Origin of the sequence: Streptomyces phyllanthi, from assembly GCF_009377205.1 — a bacterium.
Lineage (GTDB): Bacteria > Actinomycetota > Actinomycetes > Streptomycetales > Streptomycetaceae > Streptomyces > Streptomyces phyllanthi.
In genome coordinates, this window is the sequence record NZ_VJZE01000036.1 from 1 (window position 1) to 26788 (window position 26788).

The window sequence follows — 26788 nt, forward strand, 5'->3', positions numbered from 1 at the left end:
TCTCCCGCCCGTGTCCGACAATGGACCCGTGACCAGCCTGGCCTCCCTGCACCCGCAGCTGCCGTCTCCTTTGTACGAAGTCGAGGACGAGCGGTTCGGGCGGCGTGGGCTGCGGCTGGTACTGAAGCGGGACGATCTGATACACCCCGAGCTTCTCGGCAACAAGTGGCGCAAGCTCGCCCCGAATCTGAGAGCCGCGGCGGGGCGCACCGTGGTCACGTTCGGTGGCGCGTACTCGAACCATCTGCGGGCCACGGCCGCCGCGGGCCGCCTGCTGGGGATACCCACGGTGGGTGTGGTGCGGGGCGAGGAGCTGGCCGACCGCCCCCTCAACCCGTCACTGGCCCGGTGCGCGGGCGACGGCATGCGGCTGCACTTCGTCGCGCGGTCGGTGTACCGCCGCAAGACCGACCCGGAGACGCTGGCCGCGATCCTCCGTGCCGCGGATGCCGAGGACGCGTATGTCGTGCCCGAGGGAGGCAGCAACTCCCTCGCCGTACGCGGCTGTCAGGAGCTCGGCGAGGAACTGCGCGGCCACGCCGATGTCATCGCCCTCCCGTGCGGTACCGGCGGCACCCTCGCCGGCCTGGCCGCGGGCCTCGCCCCCGGCAGGCGGGCCCTGGGCGTCCCCGTCCTGCGAGGCGGCTTCCTGGCCGACGACATACGGGCCCTCCAGCAACGGGCCTTCGGCGGCCCGCGCGGCGACTGGTCCCTCGACGGCCGCTTCCACTTCGGCGGCTACGCCCGCGCCACTCCCGAACTCGACGCCTTCGCCGAGGACTTCGAGCAGCGCCACGGACTGCCCGTAGAGCGTCTCTATGTCGCCAAGGTGCTGTACGCCCTCACCGCCCTCACCGGGGAGAACGCCTTCCCTCGCGGGACGACCGTAGCCGCGGTGATCACGGGGGCGCCCTTCGCCGGCTGAGGGATGCCTGGCGCCGAAAGGGCGGAGCACCACGCTCCGCACGTGCGGCGTTTGCGTAGCGGACCTACGTAACCTCACCGACGCGTCCCCTCACGTCACCCAGCTACAACATGGACATGACGACACTCAACACGGGGAACACGGGCCGAAACACGCCCGACAGAATGCCGAGCTCCCTGAAGTGGGGCGTGGGTCTGCTCTGGGTCCAGGGCGCGCTGGCCGTCCTCAGCGGCGTAACGCTGTGGATCGTCGCCGCGGACGCAGCCGACCACGGCCAGGAGGGCACCGGCCTGCTGACCGGGCTCGCGATCTTCTATGTGGGGCTGGGCGTCGTCCTGGCGGTGGCCGCCGGGCTCGCCCCCGGACGGTGGAGGGCGGTGCGCATCGTGGCCACCGCGGTCCAGATCCTGAACGTGGTCGGCGGAGTGATCGGCGTCACCTCGGGCGCACTCCAGTTCCTCGCCGGTATCGCCCTCGCTCTCGTCGTGATCCGTGCCTTCAACTCGGCGGAGGCCAAGGCGTGGTTCAACCACTGAAGGCATGGTTCAACCAGTGAACGAAGGCCCGGGCGCCCGCCCGGCCATCAGTGCCGCCAGGGCGGCCCGCGAGGAGACACCCGTCTTCCGGTAGATCCTGGAGATATGGGTCTCGACCGTGCGGCGGCTGAGACAGAGCCGGTCGGCGATGGCCGGGCTGGTGAGGCCCTCGGTGACCAGGTCGGCGATCTCCCGTTCGCGGGCGGTCAGTTCGGCGAGCCGGCGCTCGGGGCCGTCGGCGGCGTCGGCCACCGTCGGCTGGATCATGTCGGCCAGAGCCACGAGCATCCTGGAGCCCCCGGCGGCGGCGAGCTGGTGCCCGCGGTGCCATGCGGCGTGCCCGCGCCGCGCACCGTCGTCCGGACCCGCCGCCAGCACGGGGGCGCCGAGGAGCAGGGAGTACGCCTCCCAGAACGCCGCCCCGCTGCGGGCGCTCTCCCTGGCCGCCTCCGCGAACAGCTCGGCCGCCGCCTTGGTGTCGCCGAGGGAGTGCGGTATGTGGGCCTGGCTGCGCAGGGCGGAGGCGCGCTGGGCCGGCAGGTCGAGCCGCTCGGCCTCGACGCGGGCCCGCTCGGCCCAGCCGCCCGCCGCGTCCAGATCCCCCTCGGCGACGGCGGAGGTCACGAGGATCTCCAGGAACAGCGGGCGCATGGAGGGCTGCAGCCGCCGCAGATCGGGGCCACCCGCGTGCAGCAGCGCCTCCCGGGCCCGGACCGGGTCGCCGTTGATGAGCGCCGCGTAGCCGAGCATGCACCAGGCTATGGACGCCCACCAGTTGGCACCCAGACCCGCCGCCGCCACCGCCTCCTCGGCGACGGCCAGGGGCCGGGGATCGCCCAGCGGGCACGCGGCCACGAGCGCGTGGGCCTTCGTCGCGAGGACGAAGGCGAGGAGTTCGTCGCTGCCGATGCCGCGGGCGATGTCCTCCGCCTCGTCCGACAGCTCCACCGCCGACGCCAGCCGGCAGGTCTGCACCCGGACGTGCGCCTTGCAGAGCAGCAGATGGGGCAGGAGATGGAGCTGGCCAGTGCGGCGGGCTATGGCCAGACCACGGTCGGCGTGCCGCTCGGCGTCGGCGAACCGCTCCAGGAACGCCTCGGCCCAGCCCAGCCGGGCCAGCGGCTCGCACAGTCCCCTCAGATCGTCGTCCGGCAGCGAGTCCACGAGGGCCGCCGCCTGCTGGGCGAAGTCGCTCGCCACGGCCGTCTCGCCCTCGTACGCCTCCCCCAGCGCGGCGACGGTCAGCACGCCCGCCACACCCGCCTCGTTCCCCAGGGAGCGGGCCACCGCCAGAGTCCGGGCCACGTCGGAGCGCACGGTCGGGTACGACGTGTCGTGCGGGGCCGAGGAGCCCAGCTCCAGCCCCAGTTCCACATAGTCGGCGGGTGACGGCTCCGGGTCGCGGTGCAGCTCGCGGCGGAGCAGCGCGACCGCTTCCGAGTACTGCCCCAGGTGCCGCTCCATGACGGCGCACAGGACGACGGCCGAGGCGCGCGAAGCCGTCCCGTTCTCCGGATCGGGCATGGCGATCACCTGGTGCAGCAGGTCGCGACTGGCGCGGAGCTGGCCGCAGGCGCCCAGCGCACGGGCCCGCATCAGCATCAACTCGCGCCGCCGCACGGCGTGTTCCGGTGTGTGCGGAAGCTGCCCGAGCACCACCTCCAGCCAGTGGGCGCAGCTCGCGGGCGCCGTGTGGGCGGCCTGCTCGGCGGCCTCCGTCAGCACGGCAGCGGCGTCGGAATCCCAGCCGGACAGCGAGCGCTCGGCATGGTGCGCCCGCTCCGCGAGCGGGGCCCCGACACGGGCCAGTTCGGAGGCGGCCCGCCGGTGTGTCTCCGCGCGCAGCCAGGGGTCGGTGCCCTCATGGACGAGACTCCGCAGCACGGGGTGGCGCAGCGTCAGCCGCCCCTGCGGGCCGGTGCGCAGCAGGTCCCGACGGGTCAGGACGGCCAGGTCGGCGGCCAGCCCGGCCTCCTCACGGCCGGTCACCGGGCCGAGCAGGCCGGGCCTGGCGTGGTCGCCGAGCGCGGCCACGACCTCGACGAGCCGGCGCTGCGACTCGGTGAGCGGGGTCAGCTCGTGGAGCAGGAGGGCGCCGAGGCCGGTGGTGGACAGATGGCTGACCGAGGCGCCCTCACGGAGTGCCTGGAGCAGCGTCAGCAGATACAGCGGGTTGCCCTCGCTGGCCGCGAACAGCCGTACGGCCTGAGCCCGGTCCAGGTCCGGGGTGAACCCTTCGAGGCATTCGCGTTCCCCGAGCGGTCCGAGGGCCACCCGCCGGACCACGCCCGTCTCCGTGCCCCGGGTGAGGGTCGCGGCGAGCGGTGCCGGGGTCTGCCGGTCGCGCCGGGCGACGACCAGCAGAACGGAGGCGCGCACGGGATGCCGTACGAGATGGTCGAGGAGCTCCAGTGACGCGGCGTCCGCCCAGTGCATGTCGTCGAGCACAACCACCAGGGGTGAGCTGCCCGCGTGGGTGAGCAGGGCGGCCGCGGCCCGGTGGAGGCTGAAGCGGTCCGCCAGGAACGGGGTACCGCTCAGCAGGGGAGCGGCCTCGACGACCGCGGGGCACGACGCCACCACCTCGCTGTCGAGGTCGGCGAGGGCGTCGGTGAACGGCTGGAACGGGATGTGCCGCTCGTACTCCGTGGCCCGCCCCCGCAGCACCTTCGCCCCGTGCCCGGCCGCGCGCAGACAGAGTTCGTGGACCAGCCGGCTCTTGCCGATGCCCGCCTCACCGCTGACGTCGAGCACCGCGGGCCGCCCTCCCGCGTTGCCGCCCGGTCCCGCGGGCCGTTCCAACAGGCCCAGCAGCCGGTCGAGTTGACCGAGCTCCGCCTGTCTGCCGACCAGCGGTGTCCGTTCCGTTTCCATGAATCTCCATGCCCCGTGGGTGTTGCTCAAGTGAATCTTGTCGTACTCCACTGACATTCCGCCGCCGGCCTCCCGAAATCGGACCGGACGGCTCCGCCCGCCACCCGCGTGCAGCTGAGTACGGCGACACCGTGGCCACGTCCCGTCCGATGCGCTCGACCGCTGCGAGGTCGGGCCCGACCGGGCGAACCGCTCCACGGTCACGGTGGCCCGCTCCCCGGCCGCGGCGGACGACGGCCCTTGTCCGCTGGTCACCGGGTACAGGCCGGAGAGGGACTTGCACTCGGGGTGCGACGCGATGACCTACCGGCGGTACGCGCGCCTGGACGGACCTCACCCGGGGCCCCGGGTGAGCTTCGTCCGGTACGAGCACGGCCGCCTCCAGCCCGGCGCCGCAGGCGTCGAACGGCTCGCGGGAGGCAGGAGCTCCCAGACCTCACGGATCCCCGCCGACGGGTCCCTCGGCACGGCGACGGTTGTCACGGTCCACCGACACCCGCCGTGAGGGCCCACCGACACCCGCCATGAGAGCACGCCGACATCCACCCTGAGGGCACGCGGACGACCCCACGGGCCCTCACTCCGTCTCCCGGTAGGCCGCCGCCTCCTCCAGGTCCAGCCTGCGCAGCAGGGTCCGCAGCATCTCGTCGTCGATGTACCGCCCGTCCCGCAGTTTCACGAAGACGGCCCGCTCGGCGCCGATCATCTCCCGCGAGAGCCGCCGGTACGTGTCGTCGATGGTCTCGCCCGTCACGGTGTTCACCGAGCCCAGCCGCTCCCACACGGCGTTGCGGCGCCGCTCCAGCACCATGCGCAGGCGCTCGGCCAGCGGCGGCGGCAGCGCGTTGCGCTCGTCCTCGATCAGCTCGTCGAGACGCTGCTCGGCGGCACGGGAGGCCTGCGCCTGGGCGTTGGCCTCGGCGAGGATCTCGGCCTGCCGATCGCGCCCGGGCAGACGCAGCAGGCGGATCAGCGGGGGCAGGGACAGGCCCTGGACCACCAGGGTTCCGATGACCGCGGTGAAGGTGAGGAACAGCAGGAGGTTGCGCTCGGGGAAGGGCTCGCCGCCGTGCACGGTCATCGGGATCGAGAAGGCGATGGCCAGCGACACCACGCCCCGCATTCCGGCCCAGGCGATGACGAACGGGCCCTTCCAGCCGGGATCCTCCTCACGCTCCCTGATGCGCCGCGACAGCAGCCGCGGCAGATACGTGGCCGGGTACACCCACACGAAGCGGGTCGCCACCACCACGAGGAAGACGACGACGGCGTACCAGGCGGCGCGCGTCCCCTCGTACTCCCCGAGGCCCTTGAGGACGACCGGAAGTTGCAGTCCGATGAGTGCGAACACCGCCGACTCCAGCAGGAAGCCGACCATCCGCCACACCGCCTCCTCCTGGAGCCGGGTCGCGAAGTCGACCTGCCAGTTGCGATACCCCAGGTAGAGCCCCACGACGACCACGGCGAGCACCCCGGAGGCGTGCACCCACTCGGCGAGCCCATAGGCGACGAACGGGATCAGCAGGGAGAGGGTGTTTTGCAGAAGCGCTTCCTTGAGGTGGGTGCGCAGCCAGTGGATCGGCACCATCAGCACCAGCCCCACGGCGATCCCGCCGATCGCCGCGACCAGGAACTCGGCGATCGCGCCCGACCAGCTCGCCCCCTCGCCGATCGCGGCCGCGACGGCCACGCGGTACGCGGTGATCGCCGTCGCGTCGTTCACCAGCGACTCGCCCTGGAGGATCGTGGTGATCCGGGACGGCAGCCCCACCCTGCGCGCGACCGCCGTCGCCGCGACCGCGTCCGGCGGCGCCACCACCGCCCCGAGGACCAGCGCGGCGGTCAGCGGCAGCCCCGGCACGAGCAGGTACGCGGCCCAGCCGACGACGAGGGTGGCGAAGAGCACATAGCCGACCGACAGCAGCGCCACCGGCCGCAGCTGCGCCCTCAGGTCCAGATACGAGCTCTCCGTGGCGGCCGTGTGCAGCAGCGGCGGCAGGACCAGCGGCAGCACGACATGGGGGTCGAGTTCGTACCCGGGCACCCCGGGCACGGCCGAGACGGCCAGTCCCACCGCGACGAGCACCAGCGGGGGCGGCACCGGAGTGCGGCGGGCGGCACCCGCGACGGCCGCACTGCCCGCGACCAGCAACAGCAGTGGCAACACGTCCATGGAATCCGCCCACCCTCGTCTCCGCGCGGTGTTCCGCGCGCCCGTCGTAACCTGGCACTCATGAAACAGTGCACGCACACCGCCGCGCTGCCGGACCCCGAGCCGTCGCCCCTGAGCGACACCTGCCGCGAGTGTCTGGCCGCCGGTTCACATCCGGTGCATCTGCGGCTGTGTCTGGTGTGCGGGCACGTCGGTTGCTGCGACTCCTCACCGGGCCGGCACGCCACCGGGCACCATGAGGAGAGCGGTCACCCCGTCATGCGGACCTTCGAACCGGGCGAAAGCTGGCGCTGGTGCTTCGTCGACCACGTCCTTGTGTGACGCGCGTCCACCGGGCGCGCGACCGTCGGACAGGAAAGGACATGACATGTGCGGCCCGAGCGCGTAGTCATGTGACACGGTTCGACGGTCTGACGTGTGGGTACGTCAATCCGGCGCGCGCTCTTCCTATTTGAGGCCCGCAGACCCCTAGCCACCGAGCGTATTCATGTGCTTACTATGAGTGACAGCACAGAGCGGGGTCCCCAGGACACGGAGCTTGGGAGCGCGGTAGCGTCACCGCTGAACCACGTAGCGCGTTACCCCGGGGGGCGACCCCCGGCCCCCGAAAGAGCTTGTACCACCTTGGAGGTGAGGGTGTCCCAGATCGCAGGCGAGCCCGCGACCCAGGACTTCGTGGAAGTCCGGCTGCCGGCCGCGGGTGCCTACCTGTCGGTGCTGCGTACGGCCACGGCCGGCCTCGCGGCCCGTTTGGACTTCACCCTCGACGAGATCGAGGACCTGCGCATCGCGGTCGACGAGGCCTGCGCGATCCTGCTTCAGCAGGCCGTGCCCGGCTCGGTGCTCAGCTGTGTCTTCCGGCTTGTCGACGACTCACTCGAGGTCACGGTGTCGGCCCCGACCACGGACGGCCACGCCCCGTCGAGGGACACGTTCGCCTGGACCGTCCTTTCGGCCCTCGCGGGCAAGGTGTCGTCCGCCGTCGACGACGACAAAACCGTTTCGATCAGCCTCTACAAGCAACGCGGCGCGGGACCCGGGCCGGCGTGAGGAACGGGGAAGGGCCGGTGCGGGACGAAGAGCGCGGCACACGGGAACTTCCGGCCGAGGACGGGGCCACCCCCCGCTCGAACGGAGTCGAGAGCCTGGGGGAGACCGGCCCGGGCGGGGCGCGGCACTGGGCGGACGGCGTCGACGGCATCCCCGAGCAGGCCCGGCCGCATCCTGAGGACGACTCCTCGGCGGCAGCCGGAGCGCCTCGGCGGACAGAGCCGGTCGACGACGGGGAGCGCGGCGCGCCCTCCGGCGGACGACGGGATCCGGAGGGTGCCGTACGGAGCACCACGTCCTCGGAAGGGCGGCGTCTGGTGACGGTGGGCGGGACGATGAGCGAGCACGAGCGGAACGACGAGCAGAGGGTGCAGGGCACACAGCACGACCCCCAGGACCGCAGCGGGGCGCGGGCGAAGTTCGTCGAGCTGCGCGCGCTGAAGGAGGGCAGCGCCGAGTACGCGGAGCTGCGCAACCAGCTGGTCCGGATGCACCTGCCGCTCGTCGAGCACCTCGCGCGCCGCTTCCGCAACCGCGGTGAGCCGCTGGACGACCTGACCCAGGTCGCCACCATCGGCCTGATCAAGTCGGTGGACCGCTTCGACCCCGATCGCGGCGTCGAGTTCTCGACCTACGCCACACCCACGGTCGTCGGCGAGATCAAGCGCCACTTCCGGGACAAGGGCTGGGCGGTCCGCGTCCCCCGCCGTCTTCAGGAGCTGCGCCTCGCCCTCACCACGGCGACCGCGGAGCTCTCCCAGCAGCACGGCCGCTCCCCCACCGTCCATGAGCTCGCCGAGAAGCTGTCCATCTCGGAGGAAGAGGTCCTGGAGGGCCTGGAGTCGGCCAACGCGTACTCGACGCTGTCCCTGGACGTCCCCGACACGGACGACGAGTCGCCCGCGGTCGCGGACACCCTGGGCGCGGAGGACGAGGCCCTGGAGGGCGTGGAGTACCGCGAGTCGCTCAAGCCGCTCCTGGAGGACCTGCCGCCCCGCGAGAAGCGCATCCTGCTCCTCCGCTTCTTCGGCAACATGACCCAGTCCCAGATCGCCCAGGAAGTCGGCATCTCCCAGATGCACGTCTCCCGTCTGCTGGCTCGCACCCTGGCCCAGCTGCGGGAGAAGCTCCTGGTCGAGGAGTAAGGCACCGCCCTCGGGTCCGGGCGCTGCTTCCGGTCCACTGGCTTCCGGTCCAGTCGGCTCCGGTTCAGTCGGCGCCGGCCCGGCTACTTCTGCTCCTGTACGTCGCCCGGCCCCCGGATCCCGAGGGCCCGGGTCGTCGCCGGGTTCAGCAGGAGGACCAGCGCGGTGACGGCGACAACCGCGAGGACGATCCCTCCGGGAATGGCCATGCTGTCGGCCTGGAGGAGGTTGTACGCCACGGGGAGCGCCATGATCTGCGTGATGACCGCCGGGCCACGGCTCCAGCTGCGGCACAGGAACAGTCCACGCGCGGCGAGCAGCGGCAGCAGCGCGAGCACGATCAGCGTCACACCCCCGGTGAGGGCCTGCTGAAGGTCGTCCGGCTCACCCGTCAGCCCGAGAACGAGCATGGCGACACCGCCGACGGCGAGTGCGAGTCCCTCCAGCGCGGCCAGCGCCGCCGCAGCGGTCAGCCGCCAGGGACGGTGCTCGACGTCGGACTTCTCCGGGGTGCGATTCTGCTCAGCGCTCACGCCTGAAGAGTAGCCCTCGCCCGGGAAGCCCCCGTACGAGCGCGTGCGCCCCCGTACCGTCCCGTGCGCCCCCGAGACGACCGAGCCGTGAATGCGAGAGGCCCGGCAAACCAACCCGGAACACCACAAGTGCCCGGCCTGACGCGCCGATCCCCCGCCCCAGCCCCACCTCGGGCTGGGCCGAGTACCACCCAGTAGGTACCCTGCATCGCATGCGTGCACTTCTCGTGGTCAACCCGGCGGCAACCACCACAAGCGCACGTACGCGCGATGTCCTGATTCACGCCCTCGCGAGTGAGATGAAACTCGAGGCCGTCACCACCGAGTACCGCGGCCACGCACGCGACCTCGGCCGCCAGGCGGCGGAGAGCAAGGACATCGACCTGGTCATCTCGCTCGGCGGCGACGGCACCATCAACGAGATCGTGAACGGCCTGCTGCACAACGGCCCCGACCCGGACCGCCTCCCCGGGCTCGCCGTGGTCCCCGGCGGCTCCACCAATGTCTTCGCCCGCGCCCTGGGCCTGCCCAACGACGCCGTGGAAGCGACGGGCGCCCTGCTGGACGCGCTGCGCGAGGGCCGGCAGCGCACCGTCGGCCTGGGCCTCACCTCCGGCACCCCGGGCACCGAGGACGAGAGCGTCCCCGCCCGCTGGTTCACGTTCAACGCCGGTCTCGGCTTCGACGCCGGGGTGGTCGGGCGTGTGGAGCAGCACCGCGAGCGCGGCAAGCGCTCCACACACTCCCTCTACATTCGCCAGGCCATGCGCCAGTTCTTCGGAGAGCCCCACCGCCGCCAGGGAACCATCACACTCGAACGCCCCGGCGCCGACCCGGTGCCCGATTTGGTGCTGTCCATAGTCTGCAACGCCTCTCCGTGGACGTATCTGGGAAATCGCCCGGTGTACGCGTCACCTAAGGCCTCGTTCGATAAAGGCCTCGACGTGCTCGGTCTCAGCCGCATGTCGACCGCCGCGGTTGCCCGGTATGGCACCCAGTTGCTCACTTCGTCCCCCGAGCGCGGACCCCACGGCAGGCATGTGACCTCCCTCCACGACCTGACCGACTTCACCTTGCATTCGAAGGTGCCGCTCCCCCTTCAGATGGACGGTGACCACCTCGGGCTGCGTACGAGCGTGACGTTCACAGGCGTACGCCGTGCACTGCGTGTGATTGTGTGAGCGGAACGGGCAAAAGTCCTTCCACTCGAACGTTTAGGCCAGGATCCACCCCATGGAATTACGGCTGTGACCTAGTCGACACCGAGGAATCAAAAAAAACTTTCCAGAAGGGGTTGTATCCGCCGCTGAGGTTTGCGAGTCTCTACGTGGCGCTCGGGACAGCCCGCAACATCGGCTCCACAGAGCGCCGGAACCCCTCCTCAAACTCAGGACCACGCCAGTCCGACTGGTGATCGGCCCTTCACTTGTTGAGGGATTCGTGAAAGCGTTCACATTCACAAGCAACTTGCAAGTAACACCACGGAGAGGTAGCAGCCATGGACTGGCGTCACAACGCCGTTTGCCGCGAGGAAGACCCCGAGCTGTTCTTCCCCATCGGCAACACTGGTCCTGCGCTGCTGCAGATCGAGGAAGCCAAGGCTGTCTGCCGTCGCTGCCCGGTGATCGAGCAGTGTCTGCAGTGGGCGCTTGAGTCCGGCCAGGACTCCGGCGTCTGGGGTGGTCTCAGCGAGGACGAGCGCCGCGCCATGAAGCGCCGCGCCGCCCGCAACCGGGCCCGTCAGGCCTCCGCCTGACAATCCCACCCAGCAATAGCCTGAGCTTGGCGGCGCGTACAGCGAGTACGTTTCTCCCGCCCCCGAGCCGCAGCGCGCAGTGCCCCCGATGCGCAGCGAAGAGCTGGCAACGAGCATGTTGAGCCCCGGACCGCAACGGTCCGGGGCTTCTTGCCGTCCGCGCGCATCGACCGCCGCCCGCCCGCCGCTCGTCACCCCTGCACCTTTGCTGTGCGCGCGTGCGACGGGTGTGAACGTTCCGTGTGCGTCCGGTTCCCGGACGCTCCGGTGCTACTTCTGCGCCCGCACCGGAAGGTCCAGGATCACCCGCGTCCCCTGCTCGGGCGCCGGCACCATGTCGAACGTGCCGCCCAACTCCCCCTCCACCAGGGTCCGTACGATCTGCAGGCCCAGGTTGCCCGAGCGGTGCGGGTCGAAGCCGTCGGGGAGGCCGACCCCGTCGTCCTGGACGGTGACGAGGAGGCGCGCCTCCTTGCTCGTGCCGCCGCGCACGGCCGAGACCTCCACGGTGCCGGTGTCGCCCTGACGGAAGCCGTGCTCCAGGGCGTTCTGCAGGATCTCCGTGAGGACCATGGACAGCGGGGTCGCGACCTCGGCGTCCAGGATCCCGAAGCGGCCGGTGCGCCGGCCCGTGACCTTGCCCGGGGAGATCTCGGCGACCATGGCGAGGACGCGGTCGGCGATCTCGTCGAACTCCACCCGCTCGTCCAGGTTCTGGGACAGCGTCTCGTGCACGATCGCAATGGACCCGACCCGCCGTACGGCCTCTTCGAGGGCCTCCCGTCCGCGCTCCGACTCGATGCGCCGGGCCTGGAGGCGGAGCAGGGCCGCGACCGTCTGGAGGTTGTTCTTGACGCGGTGGTGGATCTCCCGGATCGTCGCGTCCTTGGTGATCAACTCGCGCTCGCGGCGGCGGAGTTCGGTGACGTCCCGGAGGAGGACGAGCGAACCGATGCGCGGGCCCTTGGGCTTGAGCGGGATCGCACGGAACTGGATCACCCCGTCCTTGGCCTCGATCTCGAACTCACGCGGCGCCCAGCCGCTGGCCACCTTGGCGAGCGCCTCGTCCACCGGGCCCCGGGACGGGGCGAGTTCGGCGGTCGTGTGGCCGAGGTGGTGGCCGACGAGGTCGGCGGCGAGACCGAGGCGGTGGTACGCCGAGAGCGCGTTCGGCGAGGCGTACTGGACGATGCCCTCGGCGTCGAGCCGGATCAGTCCGTCGCCGACACGCGGCGAGGCGTCCATGTCGACCTGCTGGTCCGGGAACGGGAACGCCCCGGCAGCGATCATCTGGGCGAGGTCGGACGCGCTCTGGAGATAGGTCAGCTCCAGCCGGCTCGGCGTCCGCACGGTCAGCAGGTTGGTGTTGCGCGCGATGACGCCGAGGACGCGCCCCTCGCGCCGTACAGGGATGGACTCGACCCGTACCGGGACCTCCTCACGCCACTCCGGGTCGCCCTCGCGCACGATCCGGCCCTCGTCCACGGCCGCGTCCAGCAGGGGCCTGCGGCCGCGCGGGACGAGGTGGCCGACCATGTCGTCCTGGTACGACGTGGGGCCGGTGTTGGGGCGCATCTGGGCCACTGAGACATAGCGGGTGCCGTCGCGGGTGGGGACCCAGAGGACGAGGTCGGCGAAGGAGAGGTCCGAGAGCAGCTGCCACTCCGACACCAGCAGATGCAGCCACTCCAGGTCGGAGTCGCTGAGAGCGGTGTGCTGGCGTACGAGTTCGTTCATGGAGGGCACGGGTGCGAGCGTACCTGGCGGTTCGGACATGCCCGGAAACGGCCGCCCGCGCGGGGCCGCACCGTGCGCTCGGGGTCCGGAAACACCCGCGGGCCGCGGCGCCTGGGAGGGACCCTCAACCCTCCCGGCACCGCAGCCCGGAGCAACAACGGCCGTGGGGTGTGCGGTCCCGGTCGGCCGAAGGATGAGGAGCCGGAGCAGTCAGGGCAGAGAGCCCGGTTCCTCGGTCCGCCTTCCTGTGCGGGGAAGACGGAGGTTCGTGGTGCGCATGCCGTCGTTCACATGCTTTACCTACGCATTGTGGACTAGACCACCTGTACGTGTCCATGCGTTGGCAGATGTTTGTTCTTGTCTCATTGCCCAACATCTACCGAGGGCTTACACGCAGAGTAGCCCGCTTCAGTTCACCGGCGGGAGGGGATCCGGATACTCGACCGCGGACGATTCTGATAGATTGGTCTAAACCATTTCGCCCTCCGGGTACCGGTTGAGTCCCCTCTCCAGATCGGCAGGCCCACCGTGGAAGTTGTCATCGTCCCGGACGCCAAGGCGGGCGGCGAGCTCATCGCCGAGGCCATGGCCCAGCTGCTCCGGCGCAAGCCCGACGCCCTGCTCGGCGTGGCCACCGGCTCCACCCCGCTGCCCGTTTACGAGGCCCTGGCCGCGAAGGCGGGCTCCGGTGCGGTGGACACGTCGCGTGCGCGCATAGCCCAGCTCGACGAGTACGTGGGGCTGCCGGCCGACCACCCGGAGTCGTACCGCTCCGTACTCCGGCGCGAGGTGCTCGAACCGCTGGGCATCGGCCTGGACGCCTTCCTCGGGCCCGACGGCACCGCGGAGGACGTCCAGGGGGCCTGCGAGGCGTACGACGAGGCGCTGGCGACCGCCGGGGGCGTGGACCTCCAGCTGCTCGGCATCGGGACCGACGGGCACATCGGGTTCAACGAGCCCTGCTCCTCGCTCGCCTCGCGGACACGGATCAAGACGCTCACCGAGCAGACCCGGATCGACAACGCGCGGTTCTTCGACGGCGACATCGGCCAGGTGCCGCACCACGTCATCACCCAGGGCATCGGGACGATCCTGGAGGCACGGCATCTGGTGCTGCTCGCGACGGGCGAGGGCAAGGCGGACGCGGTGGCGGCGACCGTGGAGGGCCCGGTCGCGGCGGTGTGCCCGGCCTCGGCGCTCCAGCTCCACCCGCATGCCACGGTCGTCGTCGACGAGGCCGCCGCGTCCAAGCTGAAGCTCGCGGACTACTTCCGCCACACGTACGCCAACAAGCCGGAGTGGCAGGGCATCTAGGCCCGGTCGTTCGTATCATCCCGCGTCGCACACGCGAAGGCGCCCGGCCACGCGAAGGCGCCCGGCCCCTGGAGGGTCGGGCGCCTTCGCGTGTGCGCCGGGGAGCAGCCCGCCTACGCCCCCGCGATGACCTCCGCCGCCGCGCGCCCGCACACCCGGGCCGCGCCGTGGGTGGCGATGTGGAGGTCGCCTCGGGGCGGGGACTGGGGGATGCCCATCTCGACCACGATCGTGTCGGGGCGGGCGGCGAGGAGCGTGTCGAGGGCCTCGGCCATCCACGGGTGGCGGTGCTCGTCGCGGACCACGGCGACGATGCGCCGCGCGCCCGCCGAGGTCAGTGCCGCCTCGCCCGCGCCCTCTCCCGTGAAGCTCGCCGTCTCCGTGCCGGGGCACAGCCGGGCCAGCTCCGCCGCGACTCCCCACGGGGTCTCGTCCCCGACGGCGAAGTTGGCGACCGGGGTGAACGCGGCGACGAAGGGCGGCGCGCTCACGGGCTCGTACGTCGTGGAGCGTGTCACCGTCAGTGCCCGCCGGGCCGCGAGGAGGCCGACCTCGGTACGGGCCCCGCCATCGCTCCCGGGTGTCCGCGTGGCCGTCCACGCCGCCAGGTCCCGTACCCGGGCCGCCGCGTCGGCCAGGCGCTCCTCGGGCAGTTCGCCGGAGCGGACCGCCGAGACGAGGGCGTCCCGCAGGCGCCGTACGGTCTCGTCGTCCTGGAGGCCGCCGCCGACACAGATCGCGTCCGCGCCCGCGGCGATGGCGAGGACGCTGCCGCGCTCGATGCCGTACGTGGCGGCGATGGCCTGCATCTCCATGCCGTCGGTGACGATCAGGCCCTCATAGCCGAGCTCCTCGCGGAGAAGGCCCGTCAGGACGAGGTGGGAGAGGGTCGCCGGGTACTCCTCGTCCAGGGCCGGGACCAGGATGTGCGCGCTCATGATCGCCTTGGTGCCCGCGTCGATCGCGGCCCGGAACGGGGCCACGTCCCGGGACTGGAGCACCGAGCGCGCCGCGTCGATACGGGGCAGCGCGTGGTGGGAGTCGACCGCCGTGTCACCGTGCCCGGGGAAGTGCTTCGTGCAGGCCGCGACGCCGGCGGCCTGGAGGCCGGAGACGTACGCGGCCGTGTGCCGGGCGACCCGTTCTGGGTCGGCGCCGAAGGAGCGCACGCCGATCACGGGGTTGGACGGGTTGGCGTTCACGTCGGCGGACGGGGCCCAGTTCAGGTTGACCCCGCACTCCGCGAGACGGCGGCCCAGTTCGTGGGCCACCTCCCGGGTCAGTTCCACGTCGTCCACCGCGCCGAGTGCGTGGTTGCCCGGGAAGGAGGAACCGGTCCGCACCTCCAGGCGCGTCACGTCACCGCCCTCCTCGTCGATCGCGACCAGGACGTCGTCGCGTTCGGCGCGCAACCGCTCGGTCAGGGCCGAGAGCTGGTCGGGAGAGGCGATGTTCCGGCCGAAGAGGCCGACCGAGGCCAGGCCCTCGCCCAGCCGGCGCAGCAGCCAGTCGGGAGCGGTGGTGCCCGGAAAGCCGGGCTGGAGGACGGTGAGCGCGTCACGGGTCAGGGTGTCCGCGCCGCGGGCGAGTGTCGTCATGGCGTAGTCATCCCTTTACCGCGCCGGAGGTCAGGCCCGAGGCCATGTTCTTCTGTACGAACATGAAGAAGACGACGACCGGGATGGCGATGAGCGTGGACGCCGCCATCAGCGCGCCGTAGTCGGTGCCGCGGGAGGTGGTGAAGTTCATCAGCCACACGTTGAGCGTGTACTTGTCGTTGTCCTGGAGGACGACGTACGCCAGCAGGTACTCGTTCCAGGCGTTGATGAGCGAGAAGATCGAGGCGGCCGCGAGGCCCGGGGCGAGCAGCGGGAGGATCACGCGCCAGAAGGCGCCCATCCTGCTGCAGCCGTCCACCATCGCGGACTCCTCCAGCTCCTTCGGGATGTTGACGACGAAGCCGCGGATCATCCAGGTGGCGAAGGGCATGGTGGAGACCAGGTAGAGGACGATGACGCCCCAGTACTGGTTGAGCCCGCCGAACTCGTTGAGCTGGATGTAGATGGGGATGAGCATCGCGGTCGGCGGCAGCAGCTGGACCGCCAGCAGCACCATCATGAACGCCTTGCGGCCGATGAACTGGAAGCGGCCGATCGCGAAGGCGGCGATCGTCGACAGGAGCATCCCGCCGAGCACGGCGCTGCCGCAGATGATCAGGCTCGACTGGATCGCCGTACCGAAGTTCGGCATGTCGACGGCGCGCTGGAAGTTGTCGAACGTGATCGAGCTGGGCCACAGCGTCTGGTCGTAGCTGCGGATCTCGCTGTTCGGCCGCAGTGCGCTGATCACCAGCCAGTAGACCGGGAAGGCCATGAACACGAAGGCGGCCACACCGACAACGTTGTAGACGTGCCGGCTCCCGCGCTTGCGGTCGGGGCGGTACGCGGGACTCTTGCCCGAAGGGCGGAACGTCCCGCGGCTGGGTGCGGTGGCGCTCACTCGACCTCTCCGATCTTGAGGAGCTGACGCAGGTAGTAGACGGCCACGCCGGACAGCAGCAGGACCGTGATCAGGGAGATGGCGGCACCCTGGCTGAAGGAGTTCGACTCGAACGCCTTCTCGTAGTAGTAGGTGCCGAGGAGGTTGTACTCGGGCTCCGGCTTGTTGCCGCGCATCAGGAAGACCTGGCCGAAGACGTTGAAGTCCCAGATCACGGAGAGCGTGGCGATCATCTGGAAGACCGGCTTGATGACCGGCCAGGTGACGAAGCGGAAGACACCGGCGGCACCGGCCCCGTCGAGGGAGGCCGCCTCCTCCAGTTCCTTGGGGACCTGGGTGAGGGCGGCGTACAGGGTGATGGTCACGAACGGGATGGCACCCCACACGACGACGGCGCCGATGATCAGAAAGCCCTGCTTGGGGTCGAGCCACCAGTTGTGGCCGCGGAAGTCGAGCCCGAGGTACTTCGTCAGCACCATGTTGAGGACGCCGTAGTCGGAGTCCGCGAACCAGCGGAAGATCGAGGTGGCCACGAGCAGGGGCATGGCCCAGGCGGCGACGAGGGCACCGGTCAGGGCGAGGCGCACTCCCTTGGCCATGCGTTGCATCGCCATGGAGAGGAACAGCCCGAGGCCCATGGTGGCCGTGACGCAGACGGCCATGAACAGGACGGTCCGCCAGACGACGTCCCAGAAGTCCCCGTCGGCGAAGATGTTGGTGAACTGGTCGAAGCCCACCCAGGGGGCCGCTTCCCCGGTCCACAGCTCACGTCGGCCGACGTCCTGGAAGGACATGATCACTGTCTTGATCAGCGGCCAGACGAACACGGCGCCGATCGCGACGATGGTGGGGGCGATCAGCAGATACGGCAGGAGGGGACCCGCACCGCGCTTCCTGGTCACTCTCGCCGGCCCGCCGTCCGTGGGGCCGGGTGTGCCCGCCAGGGTCGCGGACTCCGGTTGCCCTGGCTGCCCGGACTTCCGTGGTACGGGTACCGGAGGGTCGGCTGCTTTCATTCTGGCGGCACTCACTGTGCTGGCCTTCCGTTCGGACCGGTTAACCGGAGGGCGGGGGCGGCGGTCGCCGTACCGGGTCCGCCGCCCCCGACGGAGCGATTCACGAGGTCACTGGGTCTGGACCGTCCGTCGACGGGCCGGGTCGGGACGGCCCGTCGACGGATCGGCGGCCTCGACGAGGGTCTTTCGTTCGGATCAGGCAGGGCTCGCGGGGCCCGGCCTGATCCAAGCGAGAGGCCCTGGGGTCAGGAAGCCTCGTTGATCAGTTCGTCGATCTCCGCGTCGGCGGCCTTGGTGGCCTCCTCGACCGACTTGCCCTTGAGGATGTCGAGCAGCATCAGCTCGAGCGTTTCCTTCTTCTCGACGGCGGCCCAGCCCGGCGCGATGGGGGTGAACCAGGCGTCCGGCACGGCGTTGGCGATCGGCGCCGTCTCGGGCTTGGTCTTCAGCGGCTCCAGCTGCTTGGTGTTGTTCGGCAGGATGTTCTTGGCCGCGAGCGCCGCTTCCGACTTCTCGTTCGTGAACAGCGAGATCCAGTACTCCGCCAGGTCCTGGTTCTTGGACTTGGAGATGGTGGCCAGGTCGGAGCCGCCGATGAACGACGGGAGCGCCTTGCCGTTCGGGCCGGGCATACCGGCGGTGCCGATCTTGTCCTTCAGCTTGGGGTTGCCGTTGGCCGCCGGGTCGATGACGCTTCCGGACTCCCAGCCGTTGCCGTAGATCAGGGCGGCCTTCTCGTTCGCCATGACGTTGGCGTGGTCCTGCTCGTCCTTCGTCTGGTCGCCGTTGTTGTACTTCTTGACCAGGTCGACGAAGTGCTGGATGCCCTGCTGCGCCTCGGGCGAGGACAGCGTGGCCTTCCACTTCTTGGCGGACTCGTCGTACTCGGCGATCTTGCCGTCGTACGCGGCGACGTACGACATCGCGGCGTACCAGTAGCGGCCCGGCAGATAGAGGGAGGAGAAGGCCTTGTCCTTCTTGCCGTACTTCTTCTGGACCTTGTCGAGCGCCTTGGTCAGGTCCGACTCGGTCTCGGGGAGCGTGTCGGTGCCCGTCGCGCCCTTGAACATGGACTTGTTGTAGATCGCCACACGCGCACCGGCGTAGTAGGGCACGCAGTAGAGCTTGCCCTCGTAGCTGCAGGTGTCCTTGAGGCCCGAGATCCAGGTGTCGGAGTTGTCGTACTTCTCCGGGTCGATCTCGCCGAGGGCGCCGTTGAGGATGTACGTCATCGTCTCGGTGTTGCCGAGCTCCACGACATCGGGGAACGAGTCGCCGGCGAGGGCCGCGTCCAGCTTCTTGGTCTTGTCGCTCCACTGCTGGTACTGGACCTTGACCTTGACGCCCGGGTACTTCTCGTTGAACGCGGTGTTGGCCTGCTTGACCAGTTCCGGCCAGGTGCTCTGGGCGTCCGTCATGAGCCAGACGGTCAGATCGCCCTTGCGGTCCTTCGGATCCTTGGCCGCCTCACCCTCGCCGCCCCCACACGCAGCGATGGAAACCATCATGCCCGCGATACCGATCGCGGCTATCAGCTTGCGCTTCACGCCACCCTCCTCAGGGATGCCACGAACCCCCCTGCCCACCGCGGTGACATACGACGAAGTACTGCCCGTGGGGCCGGGACACTGGACCAATGGTGTAGACCAGTGCCGGAAGCTTGGCCCAGACCAATAAGCCTGTCAAGAGGCTTCGAACGCGCTCCACCAGCCGTTATGCGACCTACATATGCAAGAACCTTTAAGTAAGAAACCGGCGAAAACACCAGCCCCCCACGTACGGCCCAGGTAGACCACTCAAGTGGTGGACTAGACCAACGGCGGGCGCGCGGGTATACAGAGGGCAGCACGGGAGCGGGCGGGGACCACGCGCGCGGGCAAGCCGTGCCACGATGTGAGCCGTGACCGATAACCATCGGTCACGTCGGCACAGGAAGCCGGGAAGGCGGAGCATGAGCACCGACGTCAGCAGTGCGGAGAACGAGAACGGGGCGGCCGTCCGTACCGCACGCGTGCCCAAGTACTACCGCCTGAAGAAGCATCTCCTCGACATGACCGAGACGCTGCCGCCGGGCACGCCCGTACCGCCCGAGCGCACCCTGGCCGCCGAGTTCGACACCTCGCGCACGACCGTGCGGCAGGCCCTCCAGGAGCTGGTCGTCGAGGGGCGCCTGGAGCGCATCCAGGGCAAGGGCACGTTCGTCGCCAAGCCGAAGGTCTCGCAGGCGCTCCAACTCACCTCGTACACCGAGGACATGCGGGCCCAGGGCCTGGAACCCACCTCGCAGCTGCTGGACATCGGCTACATCACCGCCGACGACACCCTGGCCGGACTGCTGGACATCACCGCCGGCGGCCGCGTGCTGCGCATCGAGCGGCTGCGCATGGCGAACGGCGAGCCGATGGCGATCGAGACGACCCACCTGTCCGCCAAGCGCTTCCCCGCGCTGCGCCGGTCGCTGGTCAAGTACACGTCCCTCTACACGGCGCTGGCCGAGGTGTACGACGTCCATCTCGCCGAGGCCGAGGAGACCATCGAGACCTCTCTGGCCACCCCCCGCGAGGCCGGCCTCCTGGGCACGGACGTCGGCCTGCCGATGCTGATGCTCTCCCGCCACTCCCTGGACAAGGAGGGGAAGCCGGTGGAGTGGGTGCGGTCGGTGTACCGAGGCGACCGGTACAAGTTCGTGGCACGGCTCAAGCGGCCCGCGGAATAGTCCGGGGGGCCCGCGGAATACTCCGGGCGGCCCATGGAACGGATCCGGGCCGTCCGTGGAATGGATCCGGGCCGTCCGTGGAAGAGATCCGAACAGCCCGTGTGTCGCTGCCTGTTGAGCACACAACCTCCGCATCCGATATCCGGACGGGGGGTTCCCTCAGGCGGACCCGTCCCATACATTGCGTGCGCGTTGCGCAGGTGGTCACAGGTGATCAGTGAGGGGACGGAGCCGCAGTATGCCCGAAGCACCGAACGCGCCCAGTTCACCCAGTTCGCCCGAAGTGAGAGAACCGGTGGTGACACCGCTCCGCGCGGTGATCGCCCTCTGCCTGGTCGCGCCGTTCGTGGCGATGCTCTGGGTCGGTTCGTACGCGAAGGCCGACCCGGCCTTCCTCGGTATGCCGTTCTTCTACTGGTACCAGATGCTGTGGGTGCTTCTCTCCACGGCGCTGACCATGGTCGCGTACAAGCTGTGGCAGCGTGACCAGCGCGCCCGCCGGGGAGGTGCGGGCAAGTGAAGGACGGCGTGAACGGCGTCGCGCTCGCCGTCTTCATCTTCTTCTTCCTGGCCGTCACGGTCATGGGCTTCCTGGCCTCGCGCTGGCGCAGGGCCGAGAACGAGCACAGCCTCGACGAATGGGGCCTCGGCGGACGGTCGTTCGGCACCTGGGTCACCTGGTTCCTGCTCGGCGGCGACCTGTACACGGCCTACACGTTCGTGGCGGTCCCGGCGGCGATCTACGCGGCGGGCGCGGCCGGGTTCTTCGCGGTGCCGTACACGATCCTCGTCTACCCGCTGATCTTCACGTTCCTGCCGCGCCTGTGGTCGGTGTCCCACCGGCACGGCTATGTGACGACCTCGGACTTCGTACGCGGCCGCTGGGGCTCCAAGGGCCTGTCGCTGGCCGTGGCCCTCACCGGCATTCTGGCAACGATGCCATACATCGCGCTCCAGCTCGTCGGCATCCAGGCCGTGCTGGACGTGATGGGCGTGGGCGGCGGCGAGAACACCAACTGGTTCATCAAGGACCTGCCGCTGCTGATCGCCTTCGGTGTGCTGGCGGCGTACACGTACTCGTCGGGTCTGCGGGCGCCCGCGCTGATCGCCTTCGTGAAGGACACGCTGATCTACATCGTCATCGCGGTGGCGATCATCTACATCCCGATCAAGCTGGGCGGCTTCGACGACATCTTCGCCAAGGCGAGTGACGCGTACGCGCAGATCAACCCGGCGACGGACAAGCCGCGCGGCGCGCTGGTCCCGGCCGAGGCGAGCCAGTGGACGTACGCGACCCTGGCGCTCGGCTCGGCGCTCGCGCTCTTCATGTATCCGCACTCGATCACGGCAACGCTGTCATCGCGCAGCCGCGAGGTGATCCGCCGCAACACCACGATCCTGCCGCTGTACTCCCTGATGCTGGGCCTGCTCGCGCTGCTCGGCTTCATGGCGATCGCGGCCGGGGTCAAGGTCACCAACGGCCAGCTGGCCATCCCGCAGCTGTTCGAGAACATGTTCCCGGACTGGTTCGCGGGCGTCGCCTTCGCGGCGATCGGCATCGGCGCGCTCGTCCCGGCGGCCATCATGTCCATCGCGGCGGCGAACCTCTTCACCCGCAACATCTACAAGGACTTCATCAAGCCGGACGCGACGCCGGCGCAGGAGACCAGGGTCTCCAAGCTCGTGTCCCTGCTGGTGAAGGTCGGGGCGCTGGTCTTCGTCCTCACCATGGACAAGACGGTGGCCATCAACTTCCAGCTGCTGGGCGGCATCTGGATCCTGCAGACCTTCCCGGCCCTGGTCGGCGGTCTGTTCACCCGCTGGTTCCACCGCTGGGCGCTGCTGGCCGGCTGGGCGGTCGGCATGGTGTACGGCACGGCCGCCGCGTACGGGGTCGCCTCCCCGACCCAGAAGCACTTCGGAGGCTCCTCGGCGGAGATCCCGGGCATCGGCGAGATCGGCTACATCGGTCTGACGGCGTTCGTGCTCAACCTGGTCGTCACGGTCGTCCTCACCTTCGTCCTGAAGGCGGTCAAGGCCCCCGAGGGCATCGACGAGACGAAGCCGGGGGACTACACGGCGGACGCGGGCGACGCGGGTGTGTCGGTGGAGCTGCCTCCGGCTACGGCGGGGTCTGCGCACTGAGGTTCGCGGGGGCGAAACCATCCGTGAGCGACCCGATTGACAGAGGCGTTCGCAGCGACTGAGCTGGCACAAACGCCCCCGGGACCCGGAGGTACCCGTGACCCCCCGCCCCCCGATCGTCCTCGACAGCGACCCGGGCATCGACGACGCCCTGGCCCTGCAGTACCTGCTCGGCACGGGCCTGTGGGACCTCAAGGCCTACACCTCCGTCGGCGGCAACCTCCCCGCCGAACAGACGTACCTGAACGCCCGCGCCCTGACCCGCGCCCTGCGCGTCGACGCCGACGTGCCGGTCCACCGCGGCGCGGGCCGCCCGCTGACGCGCCTCCCGTACACCTCCGCATCCGCCTTCCACGGCCGGGCGGGCCTCGGCAACGAGACGCTGCCCGACTCCACGGCCGCCCACCTGCCGGAGTCCTCCGCGCGGGTACTCCTCCGCCTCTCCCGGGAGTACGAGGGCGAGCTCACCGTGTGCGCCACGGGCCCGCTCACCAACGTGGCGATCGCGCTGCTGGAGGACCCCGGATTCGCCCGCCGTGTCAGGAAGTTCGTGTTCATGGGCGGTGCCGCGCAGGTGCCCGGGAACATCACCCCGGTCGCCGAGTTCAACATCTGGGCCGACCCCGACGCCGCCGAGGTGGTCCTCTCCTCCGGGATCCCGTTCACGATGGTCGACCTGGACGCCTCGCACCACTTCCTGCTCGGCCCCGCCGATCTGGCCGTCCTGGAGGCGGCCGGTACGGGCACGGCACTGGCCGCGCGCCTGCTGCGGGTCTACATGGACGCGTACCGCCGCCACGGCGGGGGCGACGCCTGCCCGCTGCACGACCCGCTCGCCGTGGGCGTGTGCGCGGACGAGTCGTTCATCACGGCCGCGGAGGGCGCCGTCGTCGTCGAGGGTGCGAGCGAACTCACCCGCGGCAAGACCGTGTTCGTGCCCTCGGGCGCCCACCGCGTCTACTACGCCGACTCCCCCACCCTCAGTGCCCGCCTGGCCGTCACGGGCCGTGTCGCGCTCGGTCCGGGCACCCGCGACTTCACCCGGGACTTCGTCGCGACACTGCCGCGGTGGCCCGGCGTGGGCTGAGCCCGGGCGCGGGCCTCTCCGGGGCGGGCGAAATCCGCAGGCCGCTGTCGTAGCCGTCGGGCAGACTCCCCACCATGGACATCACGATCAGGCAGGCGAGGCCCGACGAGTACGAGGCCATCGGGGAGATCACCGCGCAGGCGTACCTGCGCGACGGGCTGCTCGACTTCGGGGAGTCCGACGAGTACCTCGGCGAGCTGCGGGACGTGGCCAAACGGGCCGCCGCGGCCGAGGTGCTCGTCGCCGTCGAGGACGGCGGTCTCCTCGGCGGAGTGACCTTCGTGTCGGCCGGCGGCCCCATGGCCGACATCGCACGGCCCGGCGAGGCGGAGATACGGATGCTGGCGGTGGCCACCGAGGCACGCGGGCGGGGAGTCGGGGAGAGCCTCGTGCGCACCTGTATCGACCACGCACGGGCCACACCGGGCTGCGTCCGCATCGTCCTGTCCAGCCAGCGGTCCATGCACACCGCCCACCGGCTCTACGAACGCCTGGGCTTCACCCGCACCCCCGACCGCGACTGGAACCCGATCCCCCACCTCGACGATCTCACTCTAATCACCTATGAGCTGACACTCTGACACCACCGCGACACAACATGTGGGGGCTGCTTCCATGGCCCGACACTAGATGTATGCTCATGCTCGCTGTCGCCGCAGGGGAATCCGGTGCGAATCCGGAACTGTCCCGCAACGGTGTACATGCGTGTGTATGCACGCGTGTTCAGTCCGAGGACCTGCCGACAGTGCGCCCGGCCGTCCGGTCCGGGTGTCCTGACGTCCGGGCCTCGCGGAATGGGCCGGTGGACGCGACGCCGTGTGCGCTCGTGAGCTGCCCCTGCCCTCCGCCAGGCCCCCGTGCCGAGCGAGGGAGAGCCCCACGTGACCATCGCGCCAGCCGATCCGGCTTCAGCGACCCAGGTGAACCCGGTGGCCGACGACGGTCCCGGAACCGCGTTGCTGCGGACCCTGACCGAGCTGACCGCCGACCTCCCCGACGCCGACCCCGGACGGGTCGCCGCCGCCGCGCTGCGCGGCCGGTCCGCGAACGCCGACGAGGCGGAGCTGCGGGAGCTGGCGACCGAGGCGGCGGCCGGCCTCATCTCGGAGGACCCGGCCTACTCGAGGCTGGCCGCCCGGCTGCTGACGATCTCCATCGCGGCCGAGGCCGCCTCGCAGGGCGTCACGTCCTTCTCCGGTTCGGTCGCCGTCGGCCACCGCGAGGGCCTCATCGCCGACCGCACCGCCGCGTTCGTACGGCTGCACGCGGCCCGTCTGGACGCGCTGATCGACCCGGCCGCCGACGACCGCTTCGGCTACTTCGGGCTGCGGACGCTCCACAGCCGCTATCTGCTCCGGCACCCGATCACCCGCAAGGTCGTCGAGACGCCCCAGCAGTTCATGCTCCGCGTGGCCTCCGGGCTCGCCGAGGACGACTCCTCCCGCTCACTGGACGAAGTCGGCGCGCTCTACGGGCTCATGAGCCGCCTCGACTACCTGCCCTCCTCCCCCACGCTCTTCAACTCCGGCACTCGGCACGCCCAGATGTCGTCCTGCTACCTCCTCGACTCCCCGAAGGACGAGCTGGACTCCATCTACGACCGCTACCACCAGGTGGCCCGGCTGTCGAAGCACGCGGGCGGCATCGGTATCGCCTACTCCCGTGTCCGGTCCCGCGGTTCGCTGATCCGCGGCACGAACGGGCACTCCAACGGCATCGTCCCGTTCCTGAAGACCCTCGACGCCTCGGTCGCCGCCGTGAACCAGGGCGGCCGGCGCAAGGGCGCGGCCGCGGTCTATCTGGAGACCTGGCACTCCGACATCGAGGAGTTCCTGGAACTGCGCGACAACACCGGCGAGGACGCCCGCCGCACGCACAACCTGAACCTCGCGCACTGGATCCCGGACGAGTTCATGCGCCGGGTGAACGAGGGCGGCGTGTGGTCCCTCTTCTCCCCCTCCGACGTGCCCGAGCTGGTCGACCTGTGGGGCGAGGAGTTCGACGCCGCGTACCGGAAGGCGGAGGCGGCGGGGCTGGCCAGGAAGACCATCCCGGCCCGCGACCTGTACGGCCGCATGATGCGCACCCTCGCCCAGACCGGCAGCGGCTGGATGACCTTCAAGGACACGGCCAACCGGACGGCCAACCAGACGGCGCTCCCGGGCCATGTCATCCACTCCTCCAACCTCTGCACGGAGATCCTGGAGGTCACGAACGACGGGGAGACGGCGGTCTGCAACCTGGGCTCCATCAACCTCGGGGCCTTCGTGGACAACGGCGACATCGACTGGGAGCGGCTGGACGCCACCGTCCGCACGGCCGTCACCTTCCTCGATCGCGTCGTCGACATCAATTTCTACCCGACCGAGCAGGCGCGCCGGTCGAACGCCAAGTGGCGGCCGGTGGGCCTGGGCGCGATGGGCCTGCAGGACGTCTTCTTCAAACTGCGCCTGCCCTTCGACTCCGCCGAGGCCCGTGAGCTCTCGACCCGGATCGCCGAACGCATCATGCTCGCCGCGTACGAGACGTCCGTCGACCTCGCCCTGGGCCGCGGCCCGGCACCGGCCTTCGAGAAGACCCGCACCGCCATGGGCCGGCTGCATCCCGACCACTACGACGTGAAGCTGACCTGGCCGGAGCGCTGGGAGGCGCTCCGCGACGAGATGGCGATCGGCGGCCTGCGCAACACCCTGCTCCTCGCCATCGCCCCGACCGCCACCATCGCCTCCATCGCGGGCGTGTACGAGTGCGTCGAGCCGCAGGTGTCCAACCTGTTCAAGCGCGAGACGCTGTCCGGTGAGTTCCTCCAGGTCAACTCCTACCTGGTGAACGACCTCAAGCAGCTGGGCGTCTGGGACGCCCGCACCCGTGAGGCGCTGCGTGACGCGAACGGCTCGGTGCAGGAATTCGCCTGGATCCCCGAGGACGTACGCAAGCTGTACCGCACCGCCTGGGAGATCCCGCAGCGCGGTCTGATCGACATGGCCGCCGCCCGCACGCCGTTCCTGGACCAGTCGCAGTCCCTGAACCTGTTCATGGAGACGCCGACCATCGGCAAGCTCTCCTCGATGTACGCGTACGCCTGGAAGTCCGGCCTGAAGACGACGTACTACCTGCGCTCGCGCCCGGCGACCCGTATCGCCCGCGCCGCCCGGGCGGCCATCCCCGTACAGCAGGTGGCCTCCGAAGACGCCGTCGCCTGCTCCCTGGAAAACCCCGAGTCCTGCGAGGCCTGCCAGTAATGCCCGCCCGCCACCCGACCACCACCCCTGGAGGACGGCG

At 70.3% G+C, this 26788-nt stretch carries 22 protein-coding genes and 1 riboswitch; of the genes, 14 read left to right on the forward strand and 8 right to left on the reverse strand.

Translation table 11 applies throughout. From position 1 onward, the window contains the following. Nucleotides 1-28 precede the first annotated feature (28 nt). Both FNH04_RS08120 and FNH04_RS08125 read left to right on the forward strand, forming a co-directional pair. Nucleotides 29-925, forward strand: coding sequence for a 1-aminocyclopropane-1-carboxylate deaminase/D-cysteine desulfhydrase (locus FNH04_RS08120; RefSeq protein WP_322722743.1), 897 nt, complete (start codon nucleotides 29-31; stop codon nucleotides 923-925). Nucleotides 926-1089: 164 nt separating this feature from the next. Then, nucleotides 1090-1461, forward strand: a complete 372-nt coding sequence (locus FNH04_RS08125; RefSeq protein WP_152781826.1) for a hypothetical protein — start codon at nucleotides 1090-1092, stop codon at nucleotides 1459-1461. A 9-nt stretch (nucleotides 1462-1470) separates the two neighbouring features. Here the strand turns inward: FNH04_RS08125 and FNH04_RS08130 are convergent, their stop codons facing one another. Both FNH04_RS08130 and FNH04_RS08135 read right to left on the reverse strand, forming a co-directional pair. Continuing rightward, complete coding sequence (locus tag FNH04_RS08130) at nucleotides 1471-4335, reverse strand: helix-turn-helix transcriptional regulator (RefSeq protein ID WP_194236599.1); 2865 nt, start codon at nucleotides 4333-4335, stop codon at nucleotides 1471-1473. Nucleotides 4336-4912: 577 nt separating this feature from the next. Continuing rightward, nucleotides 4913-6508 (reverse strand): Na+/H+ antiporter, encoded by a 1596-nt coding sequence (locus tag FNH04_RS08135; RefSeq protein WP_152781828.1) that lies wholly within the window; start codon nucleotides 6506-6508, stop codon nucleotides 4913-4915. Nucleotides 6509-6568: 60 nt separating this feature from the next. On the opposite strand from FNH04_RS08135, the gene FNH04_RS08140 reads away from it, so the two are divergent. The 3 genes from FNH04_RS08140 to FNH04_RS08150 all read left to right on the forward strand — a co-directional run bounded on the left by FNH04_RS08140 (nucleotide 6569) and on the right by FNH04_RS08150 (nucleotide 8703). Next, a complete protein-coding gene (locus tag FNH04_RS08140; RefSeq protein ID WP_152781830.1) occupies nucleotides 6569-6829 on the forward strand; it encodes a UBP-type zinc finger domain-containing protein in 261 nt (86 codons plus the stop codon). A gap of 315 nt (nucleotides 6830-7144) precedes the next feature. After that, nucleotides 7145-7558 (forward strand): ATP-binding protein, encoded by a 414-nt coding sequence (locus tag FNH04_RS08145; RefSeq protein ID WP_015657891.1) that lies wholly within the window; start codon nucleotides 7145-7147, stop codon nucleotides 7556-7558. Next, a complete protein-coding gene (locus FNH04_RS08150; protein WP_386575084.1) occupies nucleotides 7555-8703 on the forward strand; it encodes an RNA polymerase sigma factor SigF in 1149 nt (382 codons plus the stop codon). The genes FNH04_RS08145 and FNH04_RS08150 overlap by 4 nt, the downstream gene beginning before the upstream one ends. Nucleotides 8704-8786: 83 nt before the next feature. On the opposite strand, the gene FNH04_RS08155 is transcribed toward FNH04_RS08150, so the two are convergent. Then, entirely contained in the window at nucleotides 8787-9236 is a 450-nt protein-coding gene (locus FNH04_RS08155; protein ID WP_322722745.1) for a hypothetical protein, read from the reverse strand. A gap of 212 nt (nucleotides 9237-9448) precedes the next feature. Here FNH04_RS08155 and FNH04_RS08160 point away from each other — a divergent pair, with 212 nt between their 5' ends. Continuing rightward, complete coding sequence (locus FNH04_RS08160) at nucleotides 9449-10417, forward strand: diacylglycerol/lipid kinase family protein (protein WP_152781832.1); 969 nt, start codon at nucleotides 9449-9451, stop codon at nucleotides 10415-10417. A gap of 317 nt (nucleotides 10418-10734) precedes the next feature. After that, entirely contained in the window at nucleotides 10735-10992 is a 258-nt protein-coding gene (locus FNH04_RS08165; RefSeq protein ID WP_003992873.1) for a WhiB family transcriptional regulator, read from the forward strand. Between the two features lie 270 nt (nucleotides 10993-11262). Here FNH04_RS08165 and FNH04_RS08170 read toward each other — a convergent pair whose 3' ends face one another. Further along, on the reverse strand, nucleotides 11263-12729 hold the full coding sequence (locus FNH04_RS08170) for a sensor histidine kinase (RefSeq protein ID WP_152781866.1): 1467 nt from the start codon (nucleotides 12727-12729) through the stop codon (nucleotides 11263-11265). A 528-nt stretch (nucleotides 12730-13257) separates the two neighbouring features. On the opposite strand from FNH04_RS08170, the gene nagB reads away from it, so the two are divergent. Then, nucleotides 13258-14043 carry a glucosamine-6-phosphate deaminase gene (nagB, locus tag FNH04_RS08175; protein WP_322722746.1) on the forward strand — a complete coding sequence of 262 codons (786 nt, stop codon included), beginning with the start codon at nucleotides 13258-13260 and terminating at the stop codon, nucleotides 14041-14043. A gap of 113 nt (nucleotides 14044-14156) precedes the next feature. Here the strand turns inward: nagB and FNH04_RS08180 are convergent, their stop codons facing one another. From FNH04_RS08180 to FNH04_RS08195, 4 genes are all read right to left on the reverse strand, one after another. Further along, nucleotides 14157-15641 carry a glycoside hydrolase family 3 protein gene (locus FNH04_RS08180; RefSeq protein ID WP_152781834.1) on the reverse strand — a complete coding sequence of 495 codons (1485 nt, stop codon included), beginning with the start codon at nucleotides 15639-15641 and terminating at the stop codon, nucleotides 14157-14159. Nucleotides 15642-15648: 7 nt separating this feature from the next. Then, nucleotides 15649-16542 carry a carbohydrate ABC transporter permease gene (locus FNH04_RS08185; protein WP_322722747.1) on the reverse strand — a complete coding sequence of 298 codons (894 nt, stop codon included), beginning with the start codon at nucleotides 16540-16542 and terminating at the stop codon, nucleotides 15649-15651. Beyond that, entirely contained in the window at nucleotides 16539-17573 is a 1035-nt protein-coding gene (locus FNH04_RS08190; RefSeq protein ID WP_322722748.1) for a carbohydrate ABC transporter permease, read from the reverse strand. Before FNH04_RS08190 ends, FNH04_RS08185 begins: the two co-directional genes overlap by 4 nt. Before the next feature lie 230 nt (nucleotides 17574-17803). Further along, nucleotides 17804-19105 (reverse strand): sugar ABC transporter substrate-binding protein, encoded by a 1302-nt coding sequence (locus tag FNH04_RS08195; protein WP_322722749.1) that lies wholly within the window; start codon nucleotides 19103-19105, stop codon nucleotides 17804-17806. 404 nt (nucleotides 19106-19509) lie between these two features. Here FNH04_RS08195 and FNH04_RS08200 point away from each other — a divergent pair, with 404 nt between their 5' ends. The 6 genes from FNH04_RS08200 to FNH04_RS08225 all read left to right on the forward strand — a co-directional run bounded on the left by FNH04_RS08200 (nucleotide 19510) and on the right by FNH04_RS08225 (nucleotide 26748). After that, on the forward strand, nucleotides 19510-20274 hold the full coding sequence (locus tag FNH04_RS08200; protein WP_152781838.1) for a GntR family transcriptional regulator: 765 nt from the start codon (nucleotides 19510-19512) through the stop codon (nucleotides 20272-20274). Between the two features lie 238 nt (nucleotides 20275-20512). Continuing rightward, on the forward strand, nucleotides 20513-20794 hold the full coding sequence (locus FNH04_RS08205; RefSeq protein ID WP_152781840.1) for a DUF3311 domain-containing protein: 282 nt from the start codon (nucleotides 20513-20515) through the stop codon (nucleotides 20792-20794). Beyond that, nucleotides 20791-22419, forward strand: a complete 1629-nt coding sequence (gene mctP / locus FNH04_RS08210) for a monocarboxylate uptake permease MctP (RefSeq protein ID WP_322722750.1) — start codon at nucleotides 20791-20793, stop codon at nucleotides 22417-22419. Before FNH04_RS08205 ends, mctP begins: the two co-directional genes overlap by 4 nt. Before the next feature lie 97 nt (nucleotides 22420-22516). Next, nucleotides 22517-23506 carry a nucleoside hydrolase gene (locus tag FNH04_RS08215; protein ID WP_322722751.1) on the forward strand — a complete coding sequence of 330 codons (990 nt, stop codon included), beginning with the start codon at nucleotides 22517-22519 and terminating at the stop codon, nucleotides 23504-23506. A gap of 74 nt (nucleotides 23507-23580) precedes the next feature. Then, the gene (locus FNH04_RS08220; RefSeq protein ID WP_152781844.1) at nucleotides 23581-24087 is read left to right on the forward strand and encodes a GNAT family N-acetyltransferase; all 507 of its coding nucleotides are present in this window, start codon (nucleotides 23581-23583) and stop codon (nucleotides 24085-24087) included. A 53-nt stretch (nucleotides 24088-24140) separates the two neighbouring features. After that, nucleotides 24141-24264, forward strand: a riboswitch (cobalamin riboswitch). A gap of 123 nt (nucleotides 24265-24387) precedes the next feature. Beyond that, entirely contained in the window at nucleotides 24388-26748 is a 2361-nt protein-coding gene (locus tag FNH04_RS08225; RefSeq protein WP_322722752.1) for a ribonucleoside-diphosphate reductase subunit alpha, read from the forward strand. Nucleotides 26749-26788: the final 40 nt, after the last annotated feature.

Excerpts from the sequence above, each read along its gene's own strand:
- FNH04_RS08165 (WP_003992873.1), top strand. The coding sequence starts at position 10,735 with ATGGACTGGCGTCACAACGCCGTTTGCCGCGAGGAAGACCCCGAGCTG.
- FNH04_RS08170 (WP_152781866.1), bottom strand. The coding sequence starts at position 12,729 with ATGAACGAACTCGTACGCCAGCACACCGCTCTCAGCGACTCCGACCTG.
- FNH04_RS08130 (WP_194236599.1), bottom strand. The coding sequence starts at position 4,335 with ATGGAAACGGAACGGACACCGCTGGTCGGCAGACAGGCGGAGCTCGGT.
- FNH04_RS08135 (WP_152781828.1), bottom strand. The coding sequence starts at position 6,508 with ATGGACGTGTTGCCACTGCTGTTGCTGGTCGCGGGCAGTGCGGCCGTC.
- FNH04_RS08205 (WP_152781840.1), top strand. The coding sequence starts at position 20,513 with ATGCCCGAAGCACCGAACGCGCCCAGTTCACCCAGTTCGCCCGAAGTG.
- FNH04_RS08180 (WP_152781834.1), bottom strand. The coding sequence starts at position 15,641 with ATGACGACACTCGCCCGCGGCGCGGACACCCTGACCCGTGACGCGCTC.
- FNH04_RS08200 (WP_152781838.1), top strand. The coding sequence starts at position 19,510 with ATGAGCACCGACGTCAGCAGTGCGGAGAACGAGAACGGGGCGGCCGTC.
- FNH04_RS08220 (WP_152781844.1), top strand. The coding sequence starts at position 23,581 with ATGGACATCACGATCAGGCAGGCGAGGCCCGACGAGTACGAGGCCATC.
- FNH04_RS08125 (WP_152781826.1), top strand. The coding sequence starts at position 1,090 with ATGCCGAGCTCCCTGAAGTGGGGCGTGGGTCTGCTCTGGGTCCAGGGC.
- FNH04_RS08140 (WP_152781830.1), top strand. The coding sequence starts at position 6,569 with ATGAAACAGTGCACGCACACCGCCGCGCTGCCGGACCCCGAGCCGTCG.
- FNH04_RS08160 (WP_152781832.1), top strand. The coding sequence starts at position 9,449 with ATGCGTGCACTTCTCGTGGTCAACCCGGCGGCAACCACCACAAGCGCA.